Below are 18,121 nucleotides of genomic sequence, written 5' to 3'. Positions count from 1 at the left end.
ATTTATAATCCATAGTTAAGATAATAATATTTAATATAATTATCTTAATAATTATATAAATATTTCTATATTTTTTATTTTATAAATAAGATTAATTTAATTAATTTTATAAATTTAAGTATCTTAAAATATCTACATATAATTTTTTTATTCCAATATTTTTTTCAGATGATATAAAATAATATCTTTTTATATATTTAAAATTTATCATTATGTTTTTAATATGTAGATTGAAGTAATCTACATTATTTAATAAATCAATTTTATTAAAAACTAACCATTGTTCTTTTAAAAAAATTTTTTTATTATTTTTTTTAATTTCTTGATGGATAATATTAATATTATCCATAATTATTTTTTCATTATATGCAATTGATATGTCTATAAAATGTAATAATAAATTACAATATTGAAAATGTTTAATAAAATTTAAACCTAATCCTTTTCCCATAGAAGATCCTTTCATAATCCCAGGAACATCTAATATTAAAAAAAAAGAATTATTAAATTTATTTTTCATTACTCCCAGAATAGGTTTTTGTGTAGTAAAAAGATAATTACCAATTTTTGTTTTAATAGTAGATATTTTTTTTAGAAAAGTTGATTTACCTGTATTAGGTAAACCTAATATACTAAGATCTGCTATCAATATTAATTCTAATTTAATCCTTTTTCTTTCTCCAAACTCTCCTTTAGTATTCTGAAATGGAGTTCTATTAATAGATGATTTAAAATTAATATTTCCTAACCCTCCTTTTCCTCCCTTTGCAATTAAAAAAATTTGATCATTTTTTTTAAAATATGCAATGGTAATTTTTTTTTCTATATCAATAACTTTTGTCCCGATAGGTATTTTGATAATTAAATCTGTACCTTTTTTTCCAGTACGTTGATTATTTTTACCATTTTCTCCATTTTCAGCTATATAACAATTCTTATAATTAAATTTAGTTAGGGAATTTATATTATGTGTAGATAATAAATATATATTACCTCCGTCTCCACCATTCCCTCCATCAGGCCCCCCCTTAGGTATATATTTTGCTCGGTAAAAACTAATACATCCATCGCCTCCTTTACCTGATTTTACATTTATAATTACTTCATCAAAAAAATTCATCATAACTCCAATATAAAATATTATATAAAAAATATTATTCTATATCTAAAATTTGATAAGATTAATTTTTTTTAAAAAATACCTTTTTAATTTATATAAAATCAAATATTTATAACATTAACATATTTCTTTTTTTTAAATCCTTTTTTTGTAAATTTTACAATACCATTTATTTTAGAAAATAAAGTATGATCCCTGCCACACCCTACATTTTCACCTGCATGAAATTGCGTACCTCTTTGTCTAATAATAATAAAACCTGATTTTACTTTTTGCCCACCAAAACATTTAATTCCTAATCTTTTAGAATGAGAATCTCGTCCATTTCTAGAAGAGCCCCCAGCTTTTTTATGTGCCATAAAATATTCTCTTTATTCATTATTAATTTTTATAATTTTAACATTAGTAAAGTATTGACGATGTCCTTGTTTTTTTCTAAAATGCTTTCTTCTATGAAATTTTATTATTTTAATTTTACGTAATTTACCATGAAAAAGTAATTTTGCTGTTATTCTTGCACCCATAATAATAGGATTGCCTATATTTAACTTTTCATTATTTTTAATCATTAAAACATCCTGAAATTCAATTTTTTCTCCGATTTTTCCGATGATTTTTTCTAATTGAATGATATCTCCTTTAGATACTTTGTATTGTTTCCCACCATTAGAAAAGATAGCGTACATTTATATTTTCCTTACAAATAAAATTTATAATTATATAAAAAACTTATACATATAACATATAATAAAATTATAAAAAACGTATTTTTTTATAATTTTATTATATATAAGTAGTAATTAATTATTCAGATTTAATTCTTTGAATAATTGCACCTAGAGAAGATAATTTATCTTCTATTTTTTCGTATCCTCTATCAATATAATTAATATTATTAACAATTGTAATTCCTGATGCAATACAACCTGCTAATACTAAGCTTACTGCTGCTCTTAGATCAGTTGCTGTCACTTCTGCATTAGAGAGTAATTTTATTCCTTTACAACAAACCTTATTTTTTTTTAAAAAAATATTTGCACCCATACGTACTAATTCATTTACATATAAAAAACGATTTTCAAAGATAGTTTCAGTTATGGTGCTAATTCCATTAGCAATTAAATTTAATAGAGTAAATTGAGGTTGCATATCAGTAGGAAAATATGGATAAGGTCCTGTAATTATATCAATTGCTTTTGGTCTTTTATTTTTCATATCTAAACTACACCAATTTTTCCCTGTTTTAATTTTAGCTCCTGTATTTTTTAATTTTTCTAAAACTATAGCTAAGTTTTTAGGATCAGTCTTTTTACATAATATTTTCCCTCTAGAAATAGCTGCAGCTATTAAAAATGTCCCAGTTTCTATCCGATCAGATATTATCTTATAACAACCTCCTTTTAGTTTAGTAATACCCTCAATTATTATTTTATTAGTACCTGCACCACTTATTTTAGCGCCTAAAGTATTCAAAAAATTAATTAAATCTTTTATTTCTGGTTCTTTTGCCGGATTTTTAATTATTGTAATATTAGAAGCATAAATTGCGGCTAATATTATACTAATAGTAGCCCCTACACTATTTTTTTCCATTATTATACATGATCCCTTAAATTTTTTTTTTATATATCCTATAATATAATTTTTTTTTACATAAATTTTAGCTCCTAATTTTCTCAAGCCATCAATATGTAAATTAATTGGTCTTTTACCAATCAAACAACCTCCTGGGAGAGGTATTTTAATTTTACCAAATCTAACTAATAATGGACTAATCATCCAAATAGAAGCTCGAATAGATTTAATTAAATTTTCGGCAAAAGGATCCATAGTAGTCCGATATTTATATAAATTACTTGCATCTATTTCTATAGAATCTTTTTTTTTAATTTTTACACCTAAATACAAAAGTAATTTAATTGTTATATCTATATCTTTTAATTTAGGAATATTCATAATTTCTATAGGTTCTTCCGTTAAAAGTGATGCAAATAAAATTGGTAACGCTGCATTTTTAGATCCAGAAATTATAACTTCTCCTTTTAATCTTACTGGCCCTTTAATAATAAATTTATCCATAATTATTCTCTATAAAACATTTTAAAATATTTAAAATTAATAACTAAAAATATTAATATTATAAAAACACAAAATTTTGATAGATATTAATTTTCTTATTATGTTATTAAATTTTAATTTTTAAATAAATAATATAATTTTTAGATGCTAATTTTAGATTATTTTAATATATTTCGTTCAATAACTGAATACTTACATAGAATTAAAATTTTAATATTTTAATTATACATTCTATATGAATAGAAATTTTTATTTTAACGTTTTGAAAATTGTGGACTACGTCTAGCTTTTCTTAATCCAACTTTTTTACGTTCTACTTTTCTAGCATCACGAGTTATAAAACCTACTTTTTTTAAATCTTTTCTAAAAAAATTATCATATTTTATTAAAGCTCTAGTAATTCCATGTCTAATTGCTCCAGCTTGGCCAGAAACACCTCCTCCTTTTACAGTAATATATAAATCTAATTTATCCTCCATTTTTATTAATTTTAAAGGTTTTATTACCATCATAAGATGTGTCTTTCTTGTAAAGAAAGCATTTAAATCTTTTTTATTTATATTAATAATACCATTACCTTTTCTAATAAAAACTCTGGAAGAAGAGCTTTTTCTTCTACCTGTAGCTGTATAATTATAAAAATTTTCTTTCCCCATTAATTTATAATCCTCAATAATCTTAAATTAAACATTTAAAACATAATGTTTTTGTGCTATATGTTTATGATTTATACCTGGATAAATTTTTAATTTATTTAACATTAATGTTCTTACTTTATTTTTAGGTAACATTCCTTTTACTGCATGTTTAATTATTTCGGTAGGATTTTTTATCATTAATTTTTCAAAAGTGATTTTTTTTAATCCTCCAGAATAACCACTATGACTATAATAAAACTTACTTTGTTTTTTATTACCTGTGACTTTAATTTTACTTGCATTAATAACGATAATATAGTCACCATTATTTACATTAGGAGCATATAAAATTTTGTGTTTTCCCATTAAATAATGAGCAATGATAGTTGATATTCTTCCTAATATTTTATCTTTTGCATCAATTAAATACCATTTACAATTTAATTTATTTTTCAATAAGATGTTCATCTTAAATATTTATCCAAAAAATATAAATAATTATTAAAACAGTATAATTTATTTATTTCTAGTTTTTTACAAAAAACTGTAAATTTTTTATTAAAAATATGATAATATAGTTGAGTGATAAATGCAATTAGTCTTTTAATTTTTAAAAGTATGTATTATACATATTTGTTTAAAAAATGTTTTAAAAATAAAGTTATTATTTTTTAATAAATGTTACTTTTTCTTTTATTTTTTTTGGAGAACTTTATGCGTATTATTTCTACAAAAAAAAAAGACGCGAATTTAGTAAAAATTTTTAAAAATTTGATAAAACAAGAAAAATTTAGTACACAAACAGAAATTGTACATGCTTTACAAGAAGAAGGATTTCAAAACATAAATCAATCTAAAGTCTCTAGAATGTTAACAAAATTTGGAGCTGTAAGAATTAGAAATACAAAAATGGAAATGGTTTATTGTTTTCCTTTAGAATTAGGGGTTCCAAATACAACTAGTCCATTAAAAAATTTAGTATTAGATATTGATTATAACGATATTTTAATTATTATTCATACTAGTCCTGGTGCTGCTCAATTAATAGCTCGTTTATTAGATTCTTTAGGAAAATCAGAAGGTATATTAGGAACAATTGCTGGAGATGATACAATTTTCGTAGTTCCTACTCGTTTGTTTAAAACAATACACTTATATAATTCAATACAAACTTTATTTGAACAAAAAATATAAATGTAATAAAATTATTTTTTAATAATAGACAAGCCATACATATATGGTCGTAGTATTTTTGGGATTTTAATTGACCCATCCTCAAGTTGATAATTTTCCATAACTGCTGCTAATGTTCTACCTACTGCCAATCCAGAACCATTTAAAGTATGTATATAATCAATTTTATTATTTTTAGTTTTAAATTTAGCTTTTATTCTTCTGGATTGAAAATCCAACATATTAGAACAAGAAGAAATCTCATAATATTTATTCTTAGAAGGCAACCAAACTTCTAAATCATAAGTTTTACTTGAAGAAAAACCCATATCTCCTGTACATAGTAATACTTTTCTATATGGTAATTCTAATAACTGTAAAACTTTTTCTGCATGCTCAGTAATTTTTTCTAACGTTTCTGTAGAATTATAAGGTTTTACTAATTGCACAAGTTCTACTTTATCAAATTGGTGTGTTCTTATAAGTCCCTTATTATATTGACCATATGAACCAGCTTCAGATCTAAAACAAGGACTATGTGCAACCAATTTCATTGGTAATTGATTTTCTTTTATTATGGTATTACATACTAAATTTGTTAAAGGTACCTCTGCAGTTGGGATTAAAAAATATTTTTGTGTATCTAATTTTTTAAAATTTTTAATATGAAAAAGATCTTTACTAAATTTAGGTAGTTGACCTGTACCATATAGAGCGTTATCCTTAACTATATAGGGTATGTAAATTTCTTTATAATTATGTTTAAAAACATGCAAATTTATCATAAATTGTATAAGTATACGATGTAAATACGCAATTAATCCCTTTAAAATTATAAATTTCGATCCACTAATCTTTGTAGCAGATTCAATATCAATACCCTTGTGTAAAAAACCCAATTCTAAATGATCACGAATAAGAAAATTATATTTAATTTTTTCACCCCAAACTTTTATTTCTTTATTATTGTTACTATCCTTCCCTAAGGGGACATCATCTAAAGGTAGATTAGGTATATTACTATATATTGTATTTATATTTTTTTTAATACTAGATAACATTATTTGTTGTTTAGATAATTCATAATTAATTTGTATTACTTTTTTTTTTAGTTCAGTAATATTAATATTATGAGTAATATGTTTTTTTGATAAAATTACAAATATTTTTTTTCTTTCTATAAATAAAACTTCCATTTTTATCTGTAATTTTTTACGTTTTTCTTCTAATTTTTTTATTAAATTTACATCTAAGTCAAAATTTCTTTTTTTTAAAATTTTAGAGATATAATTAAGATTATGACGTAGTAAATTATTATCTAACATATTAAAAATCCTTTATATTGTATGATAAATATCATATATTATATTTATAATGTATAATTTTATACTAAGCTAGTATATTTGTGATTATTTAAATAATAAATTTTATGAAAAAAATTAAAACAAGTAAACTTATCATCTTAGGATCTGGACCTGCTGGTTATACAGCAGCTATATATACATCAAGAGCTAATCTAAATCCAATATTAGTAACTGGAGAAAATATAGGAGGGCAATTAACTAGATCTTTTAATGTAGAAAATTGGCCTGGAATTTTTCCAAATATAACAGGTCAAAAATTAATGGATAGCTTGTATCAGCATGCTTTGTATTTTAAAACAAATATTATTAAAGACGTTATCTTAAATGTTAATTTACAAAAAAATCCATTTTTTTTAGAAGGTAATTTATTTAACTATATATGTGATAGTCTTATTATAGCAACAGGGTCATATCCTAAATTTTTAGGATTAGATTCTGAAAAAAAATTTATAGGGAAAGGTATATCTTCTTGTGCAATTTGTGATGGATTTTTTTATCGTAACAAAAAAATTGCTATTATTGGAGGTGGAAATTCAGCTTTAGAAGAAGTTTTATATTTAATGAATGTTGCTTCAGAAATTCATTTAATTCATAGAAAAAATTATTTTACTGCTGAAAAAATATTAATTGATAAAATTAAGATAGGTATAAAAAATAAAAAAATTATTTTACATACACCTTACATAGTGAATAAAATATTAGGTAATGATAAAGGAGTTACTCACATAAAGATTAGTCATATACATGATAAAAAAAATATTAAAATTATACCATTATATGGAATTTTTATTTCTATAGGAAGTAAACCTAATACTCATTTATTTATAAAATCATTAAAATTAGATAAAAATGGTTATATTATTGTAAATAATAATAGTACAAACAATTCAAATTTTACACAAACCAGTATTCCTGGTGTTTTTGCTGCTGGTGATGTTGCAGATAGTTTTTATAAACAGGCAATAACATCTGCTGCAACAGGATGTATGGCTGCATTTGATGTCCAAAATTTTCTAAATAAAAAATAATAGATACTCTTAAAGCCTTGATCTTTTTATCTTAAAAGAGCCTATATGCATTTATACAAAACTTATTTTTTTAGCGGCTACGAAAAATAATTCTCCCCTTTTCTAAATCATATGGAGTCAATTCTACAGTTACCTTATCTCCTGTTAAAATACGAATATAATTTTTTCGCATTTTACCAGAAATATGAGCAGTTACTACATGTCCATTTTCTAATTTTACATGAAAAACCGTATTAGGTAATGTATTTAATACAACACCTTGCATTTCTATATTATTTTCCTTAGACATTACAACACCTTCCCGTTGCAGTATAAAATAACTTATAAATATTTTTGTATTTAATTATGATTCTAAATCATTTTTTATGTAATTCCAATAATATCCTTTTTTAGTTACTAAATCATCATATTTTCCATTTTCTATCAAAGAACCATTATCCATAAAATAAATATGACTAACTTTTTTTATTATATTGATATCATGAGTAGCAATTACTATAATCTTTTTTTTAAAAACTGATAGTATTAATTTAAATATATATTTAGATGTTGTTATATCCAATCCTTCTGTTGGTTCATCTAACAAAATTACACTACCACCATGTATAATCGATCTTATAATTCCTAATTTTTTAAGTTCACCACCTGATAAAGTTCTTCCACCATCTCCCATCCATATATTTAAGCCTTGATTTGTATTTAATAATTTATTTAATCCCACTAATTTTAAAATTTTTTTTAGATATTCATCACTGATATTTTTATTATTTTGATTATATAATAAAATATTATTTTTTAGTGTATCACTAAAAAGATATATTTTTTGATTAACAACACTAATATTTTTTCTTAATGAAAATAAGTCCCATTTTTTTATATTACATTTATTTAAATAAATATTACCTTTTTTAGTATCCCATGATCTAGTCAATAACATTAATAATGTTGATTTTCCACATCCATTATGACCAGTAATAGCTATTATATTATTATTTTTTATATTTAATGTTATATTTTTTAATATATCAAAAGTTTTCTTGCCATATGAAAATGATAAATTATCAATATCTATACTTATTAATTTATTTATAGTAAAATTATTTTTTGGGAAAAAAATTGTAGGTTTATTTTTTAGAATATCAATAATTTTTTTAGATGCAAACAATATTTCACTAATATTTTGAAAAACATTACTTAAAGGTAGTAATACATTTAAAAATACAGTTAAAAATAATAGAAAGGATACAATAAAATACTTTAGTTGCTCGATATCATATATATAATTATGACTATATATTAATAATATTAATATAATAATATTTATAGTTATAATTATGATAATTTCAGATTTAATATTATTATTGTTTTTTATAGACTGTATTTTTTGCCATTTTAATTCTAATAAATCTATTTTTTTTCGTATGTATTTTATTCCTTCGAAAATTTTATATTCTATTTGATAAGATAGAAAATTATTTATGGCAAAATAATATTTTTCTTTTATGATTATATTTTTTATACCGATTATTTCCCCTTTATTATAAAAATAAAAAGAATAGAATAATAAAAATATACATAAGATGGAAAAAATAATATACGAAATGAAAATATTAAATATGCTTAAACTAAAAAAAATTATTATAATTGTAATTAATATACTTAAGATAGGAGAAACAATTTGTATATATAAAAAATCTAAAACTTCAATATTAGATATTAATATATTTAATATCTCAATATTATGTAATTTAATTAAATTTGATGGATATAAATAAAATATTTTTTTTAAAAAGATAATTCTTAAATTTTTTAATAAATATAAAGTCGTGTTATGTTTTATTAATTTTTCATAATATTTTGTTAAGATTTTTGTTATTGAAATTACTCTTATAATAATCGCTGGAATAATATAATTATACTCTATTTTATCATTTATAATTTTTAATAAAAAAGTAGAAGTTAACAACCATCCCGATGTAATTGCTAATAAAATACTCATTAAATTATAAATTACTGATAAAATAATTTCTAAAAAAATATATTTAAAATATTTTTTGTGATATTTTAATACGTATAAAAAATAAAACATTAATCCCTCTACTTACAATAAAATTATTTATTCATTTTTTATTTGAGGATATATTTTTTTAGTTATTTTACCTTTATCCATGTACCAAATTTCATCATAATAATCAATTTTATATATTTTATGTGTAATAGTTAAGCTAGTTTTAATGAAAGAACTATCCTGCATTATCTTCATAATATCATATTGACTCTTAATATCAATATTTGCTATTGGTTCATCTAATAATAATAATATATGATCTTTAATTAAAGCTCTAGCTATTACTATTTTTTGTATTTGTCCTACTGATAAACATATATTTTGATTATTAATAATTGTATTTATACCATTAGGTAATTTTTTTAAAAATTCTAAAATACCTATTTTATATATAATATTTTTTATTTTATTTATATTTAATTCTTTTTTAAAGAACAAATTTTTTTTAATGTTTATAGCCGGTAATTCTGGATTTTGACTAACAAATGATATTTGTTTATACCAATTATCTAAATTTATTTTTTTAAATTCTAAATTATTGATTTTTAAAGAACCCTCATATGATACCTTTCCTAAAAGGACATTAAATAGTGTTGTTTTACCACATCCACTAGGACCATTTATAACTATATTTTGTCCTGAAAAAAAATTAAAAGATAAGGGCCCTATTAATATTTTTCCTATTGAGTTTCTTACTATTAAATTTTGTGCTTTTATTTTTAATTTTTTTAAATTAAATAATTTATATTTGTTTTTATTATCATTATTAATATTATTTTTTTTTATTATTTTAATAATAGCATCAGCAGCCCCTATAGCTTTAGATTTTATATGATAAAGTACTCCTAAATTATTAAAATATTGAAAATATTCAGAAACCAAAATTAATATAAAAAAACTTTTTAATATAGTAATATTACTATAAGAACCGAAATGAATAATATTTAAATACATAAAACTAAAATACATAGCAATAAATGCCATTGCAAAAGCAGAAAAAAATTCTAAAACAACAGATGTCAAAAAAATTATTTTTAATATTTCAATATTTTTTTTTCTAAATTTTTCAATATATATTGATATTTTTGATATTTCTATTTTTTTTAAATTAAATAATCTAATTGTTTCTATACCTCTTAATCTATCTAAAAATAAACCATTTATAATGGATAATATTTTTAAATTTTTTTTATTTTTTTCAGATGTTTTTGAACCAATTAATATTATAAAAATAATAGTAAATATACTTATTATTATAAGTAATATACTAACTATCCAACTAATAAAAAATACAGTAATCAAAATAATAAATGGTAATATTTTCGATAGAAATATTTGAGGTATATATATGCTATAAAAATCTTGTAAACATTCTATTTGATCAATAATTAATGATAAATTAATACCTAAATTTTTTTTTTTTAATTGTTCATAATATTTTTGAGTTATTTTATCTAATATTTTTTTTCTAATAGAATTTTTTATTATTTGGCTATAATTATAATTAATTTTATTAATTATTATCTTTAATAAAGATCTAATTATAAAACATAAAAATAATGTTACATAATATGTAAAAAATTTATTTTTATTTTTTGGTAAAAAAAAAGATTCTATTTGCCGAGTTAATAACCAATTTTGTATTATTAAAAGAATTATATTTATAATACTTAATAAAAAGGAAAATTGAATCTTATACTTTATAAAAGTACTCTGTTTTATTAACCAATCTATTATTTTTTTTTCTTTAAATTCTTTCATATTAATAATTCATTACTATGTTGAGTAAAAACACAACATAGTTTTAAAAAAATATCTTATAATTTCTCTTCTATTCTAATTAATTGATTATATTTTGCAACTCTATCTGAACGACTCATAGAACCAGTTTTTATTTGATTTGCGTTTGTACCTACAGCTAAATCAGCAATAAATGTATCTTCTGTTTCACCCGATCTATGAGAAATAATAATTTTATATCCTGCTTTTTGAGCCATTTTTATGGCAGACAATGTTTCTGTAAGTGAACCAATTTGGTTTAATTTAATTAAAATTGCATTTGCAATTTTATTTTTAATACCTTTTGCTAAAAATTTAATATTAGTTACAAATAAATCATCTCCCACTAATTGAATTTTATTACCTAATATTTTTGTTTGATACACAAAACCTTCCCAATCTTTTTCACCTAAACCATCTTCTATTGAAGTAATAGGATATTTTTTAGTTAAATTTAATAGAAAATGTGTGAATTCTTTTGAAGAAAGAGATGTTTTTTCTTGATTTAATTTATATTTATTATTAATTAATAATTCCGAAGCTGCACAATCAATGGCAAAAGTAATATCTTCCCCTAAAATATACCCAGCTCTTTTTATAGCATAAGAAATCAGTTCAAAAGCTTCACTATTATTAGATAAATTAGGAGCATAACCTCCTTCATCACCCACGGATGTAATTAATTTACGTTTTTTAAGTATATAAGACAAATGGTGAAAAATTTCGGAACCTATACGGATAGCTTCTTTTATATTTTTTGCACTAATTGGTTGAATCATGAATTCTTGTATATCTAAATTATTATCTGCATGTTTCCCACCATTAATAATATTAATCATTGGTAATGGCATAAAAAATTTGTTTGTTGTATTATTAATTTCTCCTATATATTGATATAAAGGAATATTATTTGCCATAGAAGCAGCTCTAGCATTAGCTAATGACACAGCTAAAATTGTATTTGCGCCGAAATTAGATTTATTTTCAGTTCCATCTAATTCAATCATAATATTATCAATATTTGATTGATCTAATGAATTTTGATTAAATAAATATTTATTAAAATTATTATTAATAATTTGTACAGATTTTAATACTCCTTGACCTAAAAATCTTTTAATATCATGATCACGTAATTCTAACGCTTCTTTAGAACCGGTAGAAGCCCCAGAAGGGACTGATGCTATACCAATAACACCATTAGATAAATGTACTTCTGCTTCAATTGTGGGATTTCCACGAGAATCAATAATTTCTCTACCTATTATTTTTTTTATTTTAAACATTTTATTGCCCTAATCTTTTTTTTAATTAAAAATATGATGTTTATTTTTTGAAAATTTAATTCTATGTTTCAATAAAGTTATTTGTATAGAATATTAATTAAATTAATCAAAAACTAAATTAGTTATATTTAAATAATTTTATTTTATTAAATCTAATGAAAAATATTTGTTTATAAAACATATATAATAATATTTTTAATATAAAAATTATTAATTAAGAAAATTTTTTTATTAATTATATAATAAATTACTTTTTTTAAAAAAATTTTAATAATTTTTATCGAAAAAATATTTTTATTAAAATTATATTTTTTTTACTAAAATATCAAAATATATAGTCTGTAATATTAATTTTTTAAAAAATACTATTAATATTTTCATAATATTAAAATTATTTAAATTTTTTCAACATATATATTAAATAATTTTTAAAAAGATAATTTTGAATTTTTAAACCTATCTATTGATAGTAATATTTCTTCTTTGGCTCTTTTAATATTTTCCCAACTATTAATTTTACACCATTTTTTTTCCTCTAAATCTTTATAATGCTTAAAAAAATGTGTAATTTGTTTTTTTAATGTAATAGATATATCTTTAATATCTTTAATTAGGTTATATTCTTGTGAAATTTTATAATATGGTACTGCAATTATTTTATTATCTTCTCCTGATTCATCTAACATATTTAATAATCCAATAGGCCGGCATTGTATTACAGACCCAGATATAATTGGATAATTAGTAATTACAAGAACATCTAGAGGATCTCCATCTAACGACAATGTTTTATTTATAAAGCCATAATTACAAGGATAAAACATTGGTGTAGAGAGAAAACGATCGACAAATAATATTCCATATTTCTTATTCATTTCATATTTAACTGGATTAGAATTCAATGAAATCTCAATGATTACATTAATATTATTAGGTAAATCATTACCTGAAGGTATTTTTTGTAAATTCATATAAATAATCTCTTTTTTATAAAAAATTTTTTTATCAAATTATTAAATAAAATATATGGTATTACAACTCAAGAATTGTTTACATATTTTTATATATATTTTTAATATAAATATGTTATATTAAAAAAACTAAAATTAATAATTATTTAATGATATTTTATTATAAAATTAGTGATTTGTTTTAAAATAAGCTTTATTTATAATTTTAAAATTATAAAATTCCATATCTAAAAAATTAAGATTATAATTTAAGTATATTTTAATTATTTATAAATTAATTATGAATAATTAATTATTTCTTATTAAGGAATATTTTATGGCAAGAATTACAGTTGAAAATGCTGTTAAAAAAATAGGAAATCGCTTTGATTTAGTACTTATAGCTTCAAAAAGAGCTAGACAAATACAAATAAGAGGAAAAAATCCATTAATACCAGAAGAAGATGATAAAACTACAATTGTAGCGTTACGTGAAATCGAATTAGGTTTAATAAATGAAAAAATATTAAATAACTATGAAAAAAATATAAATCAAGAATTTAAATCTATAAATTTGAATAATTATTAATATTTTTTATTTTAAGTATTTTATATAAAATATTTGAGAAATACGCGTTTAAAATATAAAAAATAAATTTCATTTATGGAAATTTTATTTATTTTAATACATGAAAATAATTTTATTAAAAAGTAAAATATATAAGTTAAATATCAATATTCATAACTTTTAAAGCATTATTTTGTAGAAAAAGTTTTCTAGGTTCTACTTCATCACCCATGAGTGTAGAAAATAATTTATCTGCTAAAATTGCATCTTGAATTGTTACTTTTAACATATTACGCGTTAAAGGATTCATAGTAGTTTCCCATAATTGATTAGGATTCATTTCTCCTAAGCCTTTATATCTTTGTATTGTAAAATTTTTTTTAGATTCTTGTAATAACCATTCTAAACCTTCTTCGAAGGAATTAATATTTTTATAAATAACTCCTTTTTTTACACGAAAAATTTTTTTATTTTTTAATTCACATAATTTTATTCCTAATAAACAAATTTTTTTATATTCTTCACTAATAAAAAAATCATTTTTTAATACATATTTATTTTGATTACCATATTTATTTTCATAAATTATTAGTTCAAAAATATTTTTTTCTGTATTAAAATTAATGTTTCCTAAAAATTTAATATCTTTAAAATTTGTATTTAAAAAAAATAATAATTTATCTAGCCATAAATAAATGTTTTCATGATTATTTAGTTCATTTAAATTTTTACTATAAAGTAATGCTTTTAATATTTTAAAAGAAAAAATATATTTTGAATATTTTATTATTTTTTTTATAGAATTGTATTCTTTTACTAAATGTAATAACTTATCCTGTGATAATTGTTTTGTTGTTTTTTTAAAGAAAAATACTGCCTCATCTAAAGTAATATTTAATTGAAAATTTTCCATTTCTTTATCATTTTTAATATATATTTCTTTTTTCCCTTTTCTAATCTTATATAAAGGAGGTTGAGCTATATAAACATAACCTTTTTCAATAATTTCAGGCATTTGCCTATAAAAAAAAGTTAAAAGCAAAGTACGAATATGTGCTCCATCAATATCTGCATCTGTCATAATAATAATATTATGGTATCGTAATTTCTCTAAATTATATTTTTCAGCATTAATATTACATCCTAAAGCAGTTACTAAAGTAATTATTTCTTGAGAGGAGATTATTTTATTAAATTTTGCTTTTTCAACATTAAGAATTTTCCCTTTTAATGGTAAAATAGCTTGATTTTTTCGATTTCTACCTTGTTTTGCTGAACCACCTGCAGAATCACCTTCTACTAAATAAATTTCAGACAAAGCTGGATTATTTTCTTGGCAATCTGATAATTTACCAGGTAATCTTAACGTTCCTGTAGTATATTGTTGTCTTGTAATTTCCCTTGTTTTTTTTGCAGCATCTCTTGCTTTTGCTGCATGTATTATTTTACCAACTATATTCTTTGCATCATGAGGGTGTTCCAAAAGAAAAAACATTAATTGTTTATTTACATAAGATTCTATTGTAGATTTTATTTCTGATGAAATTAATTTTTCTTTAGTTTGAGATGAAAATTTTGGGTCTGCAATTTTAATAGATAAAATTGCTATTAATCCTTCTCTAATATCTTCACCTATTGTGTTTATTTTATTTTTTTTATTATAACCTTCTTTTTCTATATAAGCATTTAAAGTACGTGTTATTGCAGATTTTAATCCAACTAGATGAGAACCTCCATATAGTTGAGGAATATTATTTGTAAAACAATATATTTTTTCTCTAAATGCAGAATTCCATTGCATTACTAATTCTATATTAATATTATTAACAGTCTCTTTACAATAAAAGATATTATTGTGTATAGTGACTATTTTATTATTTAAATACTTTATAAATTCTTTTATACCTCCTTTGTAACAAAAGGTATCCCTTTTATTGTTTTTTTTATTAATTAAAGAAATTAATAATCCTGAGTTTAAAAATGATAATTCTTTTAATCTTTTAGATAAAATTTTATAATCAAAAGTTTTTGTTTTAGTAAATATTTTAGAACTAGGCCAAAATCTAATTTGTGTTCCTGTTGTTGTACTTTTCCCAATTATATTTAATTGATTTTGAGAAATACCATTTTCATATAATTGTCTATATATTTTTCCATTTCTTTTTATAATTAGTTCTAATTTTTCTGATAAAGCATTAACTACTGAAATACCTACTCCATGTAATCCTCCTGATAATTTATATGATTTATTATTAAATTTACCACCTGAATGTAATACAGTCATAATAACTTCAGCAGCTGATATTTTTGCTTCTTTATGTATTCCAGTAGGGATACCTCTTCCATCATCAATAATAGTAATAGAATTATCGTTATGCATAATAACATGTATATTTTTACAATATCCAGCAAGAGATTCATCTATGGCATTATCTACTACTTCAAATACCATATGATGTAATCCTGTACCATCTTCTGTATCTCCTATATACATTCCAGGTCTTTTTTTAACAGCATCTAAACCTTTTAGTATTTGAATACTAGATGAACTATAATAATTATTTGTCAAATTTTACTCTCACTTATATTTAATATATCTGTAAAAAAATAATATTAATTTAATTTTCAATAAAATTAAATTCAACATTATTTAGGTTTTCATAGGCATGATAAAATAAATTTTATTTTTTTTATAATAATCTTCTATTTTTATACTGGATACTTCATCAATAAATGATATTTTGATAAAATCATTATCTAGTATATTTAATACATCAATTAAATAATTAATATTAAAAGATATACTTATATTACTAAAATCATGATTATAAGTAATTATTGTCAATGATTCTTCTGCTTTTTCATTATCAATATTGCTAGTAAATATTTTTAAATTACAATTATTTAAAAATAAAGTAACACTTTTAGTATTTTCATTTACTAATAAAGAAACTCTTTTTAAAGCATTTTTAAAAAAAATTCTATTTACTTTAATAGTTACATAAAATTTTTTAGGCATAATTTTATTATAATCGGGAAAATTACTTTCAATAAGTTTAGATATAAATTTAAAATTTTGAAAAATAAAACAAATATTACCTTTATTAATTTTAATATTTACTAGTTCATTTGAATCATTTACTAATTTCGATAATTCAAATATACTTTTTCGAGGTATTATCACAGAATAACTATTTAATTTATTTTTTAAATGATAATAAAAAATAGACAAACGATGTCCGTCAGTAGATACAACACTTAAAATATTATTTTTAATTTCTAAAAATAAACCATTTAAATATTTTCGTACATCATTATTAGCTATTGAAAAATATGTAGAATTTATAAATGTTTTAATTATTTTATGATTTAGTGTAAAACTAATATCTTGTTTTAAAAAATCTATAACTGGAAAATTATTTGTTGGTAAAGTTAAAATAACGAAACTACATTTTTTAGAAGATATAATTGCTCTATTATTATTTAATGATATAGTGATATCACTTTTATTTGGTAAACTACGACATATATTATAAAATTTTTTTCCAGATATTGTAATTGAATACTTTGCTTTACAAAATTTATTTTCTAAAACGTACGTCATTTCTATTTCTAAATTAGTACTTTTTAATGTAATTAACCCACTTTCTGATATATCAATTAATATATTGTTTATAATGGGTATTACAGGACGATTACTAATAATATTAGTAATATATTGCAATGGTTTTATTAGATTTTCACGGTTAATAGTAATGTTATATTCCATATAGAATATTGTATAATTTTTTTAAAAAAAAAACAATATAAAAGTAATTATTATTCAAATATATAAAAAGTAATTTTTTAAGAAAATTATATAAAAAAAATTTATTTTATGTAATAATTAAATTTTATAGAAAAAAAGGTATTAAATTAATGAAACGTACTTTTCAACCATCTATTTTAAAAAAAAAAAGATCTCATGGTTTTAGAACTAGAATGAAAACAAAAAATGGACGACAAATTATAAATCGTCGTCGTGCAAAAAATCGTATCTATTTAAGTGTATCTAATAAAAAATAAATT

At 20.8% G+C, this 18,121-nt stretch carries 18 protein-coding genes; 4 read left to right on the top strand and 14 right to left on the bottom strand.

The window, feature by feature from the left end:
- Positions 1-106 precede the first annotated feature (106 nt).
- From cgtA to rplM, 6 genes are all read right to left on the bottom strand, one after another.
- A complete protein-coding gene (gene cgtA / locus GJT88_RS02295; RefSeq protein WP_168895317.1) occupies positions 107-1,120 on the bottom strand; it encodes an Obg family GTPase CgtA in 1,014 nt (337 codons plus the stop codon).
- Between the two features lie 101 nt (positions 1,121-1,221).
- Positions 1,222-1,479: a 50S ribosomal protein L27 gene (rpmA, locus tag GJT88_RS02290; protein ID WP_168895316.1), complete on the bottom strand. Its 258-nt coding sequence runs from the start codon at positions 1,477-1,479 to the stop codon at positions 1,222-1,224.
- Between the two features lie 12 nt (positions 1,480-1,491).
- A complete protein-coding gene (rplU, locus tag GJT88_RS02285) occupies positions 1,492-1,806 on the bottom strand; it encodes a 50S ribosomal protein L21 (protein ID WP_168895315.1) in 315 nt (104 codons plus the stop codon).
- Between the two features lie 118 nt (positions 1,807-1,924).
- Entirely contained in the window at positions 1,925-3,199 is a 1,275-nt protein-coding gene (murA, locus tag GJT88_RS02280) for a UDP-N-acetylglucosamine 1-carboxyvinyltransferase (RefSeq protein ID WP_168895314.1), read from the bottom strand.
- A 254-nt stretch (positions 3,200-3,453) separates the two neighbouring features.
- Complete coding sequence (gene rpsI / locus GJT88_RS02275) at positions 3,454-3,855, bottom strand: 30S ribosomal protein S9 (RefSeq protein WP_168895313.1); 402 nt, start codon at positions 3,853-3,855, stop codon at positions 3,454-3,456.
- Positions 3,856-3,882: 27 nt separating this feature from the next.
- The gene (gene rplM, locus GJT88_RS02270; RefSeq protein WP_168895312.1) at positions 3,883-4,305 is read right to left on the bottom strand and encodes a 50S ribosomal protein L13; all 423 of its coding nucleotides are present in this window, start codon (positions 4,303-4,305) and stop codon (positions 3,883-3,885) included.
- 246 nt (positions 4,306-4,551) lie between these two features.
- Here rplM and argR point away from each other — a divergent pair, with 246 nt between their 5' ends.
- On the top strand, positions 4,552-5,031 hold the full coding sequence (argR, locus tag GJT88_RS02265; RefSeq protein ID WP_168895311.1) for a transcriptional regulator ArgR: 480 nt from the start codon (positions 4,552-4,554) through the stop codon (positions 5,029-5,031).
- Between the two features lie 11 nt (positions 5,032-5,042).
- On the opposite strand, the gene serS is transcribed toward argR, so the two are convergent.
- Complete coding sequence (gene serS / locus GJT88_RS02260) at positions 5,043-6,335, bottom strand: serine--tRNA ligase (RefSeq protein ID WP_168895310.1); 1,293 nt, start codon at positions 6,333-6,335, stop codon at positions 5,043-5,045.
- Positions 6,336-6,439: 104 nt separating this feature from the next.
- On the opposite strand from serS, the gene trxB reads away from it, so the two are divergent.
- On the top strand, positions 6,440-7,402 hold the full coding sequence (gene trxB / locus GJT88_RS02255; protein ID WP_168895309.1) for a thioredoxin-disulfide reductase: 963 nt from the start codon (positions 6,440-6,442) through the stop codon (positions 7,400-7,402).
- A 70-nt stretch (positions 7,403-7,472) separates the two neighbouring features.
- Here trxB and infA read toward each other — a convergent pair whose 3' ends face one another.
- The 5 genes from infA to ppa form a co-directional block, all read right to left on the bottom strand.
- Positions 7,473-7,691, bottom strand: a complete 219-nt coding sequence (infA, locus tag GJT88_RS02250) for a translation initiation factor IF-1 (RefSeq protein WP_168895308.1) — start codon at positions 7,689-7,691, stop codon at positions 7,473-7,475.
- Between the two features lie 54 nt (positions 7,692-7,745).
- Positions 7,746-9,491, bottom strand: coding sequence for an ATP-binding cassette domain-containing protein (locus tag GJT88_RS02245; protein ID WP_168895307.1), 1,746 nt, complete (start codon positions 9,489-9,491; stop codon positions 7,746-7,748).
- Between the two features lie 27 nt (positions 9,492-9,518).
- Positions 9,519-11,231, bottom strand: a complete 1,713-nt coding sequence (locus GJT88_RS02240; RefSeq protein ID WP_168895306.1) for an ATP-binding cassette domain-containing protein — start codon at positions 11,229-11,231, stop codon at positions 9,519-9,521.
- 56 nt (positions 11,232-11,287) lie between these two features.
- Positions 11,288-12,535, bottom strand: coding sequence for a phosphopyruvate hydratase (gene eno, locus GJT88_RS02235; RefSeq protein WP_168895305.1), 1,248 nt, complete (start codon positions 12,533-12,535; stop codon positions 11,288-11,290).
- A 428-nt stretch (positions 12,536-12,963) separates the two neighbouring features.
- Positions 12,964-13,506: an inorganic diphosphatase gene (ppa, locus tag GJT88_RS02230; RefSeq protein WP_168895304.1), complete on the bottom strand. Its 543-nt coding sequence runs from the start codon at positions 13,504-13,506 to the stop codon at positions 12,964-12,966.
- Positions 13,507-13,822: 316 nt separating this feature from the next.
- Between ppa and rpoZ the strand changes: the two genes are divergently transcribed.
- Positions 13,823-14,074 carry a DNA-directed RNA polymerase subunit omega gene (rpoZ, locus tag GJT88_RS02225; RefSeq protein WP_168895303.1) on the top strand — a complete coding sequence of 84 codons (252 nt, stop codon included), beginning with the start codon at positions 13,823-13,825 and terminating at the stop codon, positions 14,072-14,074.
- A gap of 136 nt (positions 14,075-14,210) precedes the next feature.
- Here rpoZ and gyrB read toward each other — a convergent pair whose 3' ends face one another.
- Both gyrB and dnaN read right to left on the bottom strand, forming a co-directional pair.
- A complete protein-coding gene (gene gyrB / locus GJT88_RS02220; RefSeq protein ID WP_168895302.1) occupies positions 14,211-16,622 on the bottom strand; it encodes a DNA topoisomerase (ATP-hydrolyzing) subunit B in 2,412 nt (803 codons plus the stop codon).
- An 81-nt stretch (positions 16,623-16,703) separates the two neighbouring features.
- Entirely contained in the window at positions 16,704-17,822 is a 1,119-nt protein-coding gene (dnaN, locus tag GJT88_RS02215; RefSeq protein ID WP_168895301.1) for a DNA polymerase III subunit beta, read from the bottom strand.
- Positions 17,823-17,971: 149 nt separating this feature from the next.
- On the opposite strand from dnaN, the gene rpmH reads away from it, so the two are divergent.
- The gene (gene rpmH / locus GJT88_RS02210; protein WP_168895300.1) at positions 17,972-18,118 is read left to right on the top strand and encodes a 50S ribosomal protein L34; all 147 of its coding nucleotides are present in this window, start codon (positions 17,972-17,974) and stop codon (positions 18,116-18,118) included.
- Positions 18,119-18,121: the final 3 nt, after the last annotated feature.

This window comes from Enterobacteriaceae endosymbiont of Donacia tomentosa, assembly GCF_012571135.1.
Classification (GTDB): domain Bacteria; phylum Pseudomonadota; class Gammaproteobacteria; order Enterobacterales; family Enterobacteriaceae.
Note: the sequence above shows the minus strand (reverse complement) of the source record. Positions and strands in the feature narration are given on the sequence as shown.

What these genes read in the sequence shown, in the direction of transcription:
- cgtA (WP_168895317.1), bottom strand. Translation starts at nt 1,120, where the DNA reads ATGAATTTTTTTGATGAAGTAATTATAAATGTAAAATCAGGTAAAGGA.
- rpmA (WP_168895316.1), bottom strand. Translation starts at nt 1,479, where the DNA reads ATGGCACATAAAAAAGCTGGGGGCTCTTCTAGAAATGGACGAGATTCT.
- rplU (WP_168895315.1), bottom strand. Translation starts at nt 1,806, where the DNA reads ATGTACGCTATCTTTTCTAATGGTGGGAAACAATACAAAGTATCTAAA.
- murA (WP_168895314.1), bottom strand. Translation starts at nt 3,199, where the DNA reads ATGGATAAATTTATTATTAAAGGGCCAGTAAGATTAAAAGGAGAAGTT.
- rpsI (WP_168895313.1), bottom strand. Translation starts at nt 3,855, where the DNA reads ATGGGGAAAGAAAATTTTTATAATTATACAGCTACAGGTAGAAGAAAA.
- rplM (WP_168895312.1), bottom strand. Translation starts at nt 4,305, where the DNA reads ATGAACATCTTATTGAAAAATAAATTAAATTGTAAATGGTATTTAATT.
- argR (WP_168895311.1), top strand. Translation starts at nt 4,552, where the DNA reads ATGCGTATTATTTCTACAAAAAAAAAAGACGCGAATTTAGTAAAAATT.
- serS (WP_168895310.1), bottom strand. Translation starts at nt 6,335, where the DNA reads ATGTTAGATAATAATTTACTACGTCATAATCTTAATTATATCTCTAAA.
- trxB (WP_168895309.1), top strand. Translation starts at nt 6,440, where the DNA reads ATGAAAAAAATTAAAACAAGTAAACTTATCATCTTAGGATCTGGACCT.
- infA (WP_168895308.1), bottom strand. Translation starts at nt 7,691, where the DNA reads ATGTCTAAGGAAAATAATATAGAAATGCAAGGTGTTGTATTAAATACA.
- GJT88_RS02245 (WP_168895307.1), bottom strand. Translation starts at nt 9,491, where the DNA reads ATGTTTTATTTTTTATACGTATTAAAATATCACAAAAAATATTTTAAA.
- GJT88_RS02240 (WP_168895306.1), bottom strand. Translation starts at nt 11,231, where the DNA reads ATGAAAGAATTTAAAGAAAAAAAAATAATAGATTGGTTAATAAAACAG.
- eno (WP_168895305.1), bottom strand. Translation starts at nt 12,535, where the DNA reads ATGTTTAAAATAAAAAAAATAATAGGTAGAGAAATTATTGATTCTCGT.
- ppa (WP_168895304.1), bottom strand. Translation starts at nt 13,506, where the DNA reads ATGAATTTACAAAAAATACCTTCAGGTAATGATTTACCTAATAATATT.
- rpoZ (WP_168895303.1), top strand. Translation starts at nt 13,823, where the DNA reads ATGGCAAGAATTACAGTTGAAAATGCTGTTAAAAAAATAGGAAATCGC.
- dnaN (WP_168895301.1), bottom strand. Translation starts at nt 17,822, where the DNA reads ATGGAATATAACATTACTATTAACCGTGAAAATCTAATAAAACCATTG.
- rpmH (WP_168895300.1), top strand. Translation starts at nt 17,972, where the DNA reads ATGAAACGTACTTTTCAACCATCTATTTTAAAAAAAAAAAGATCTCAT.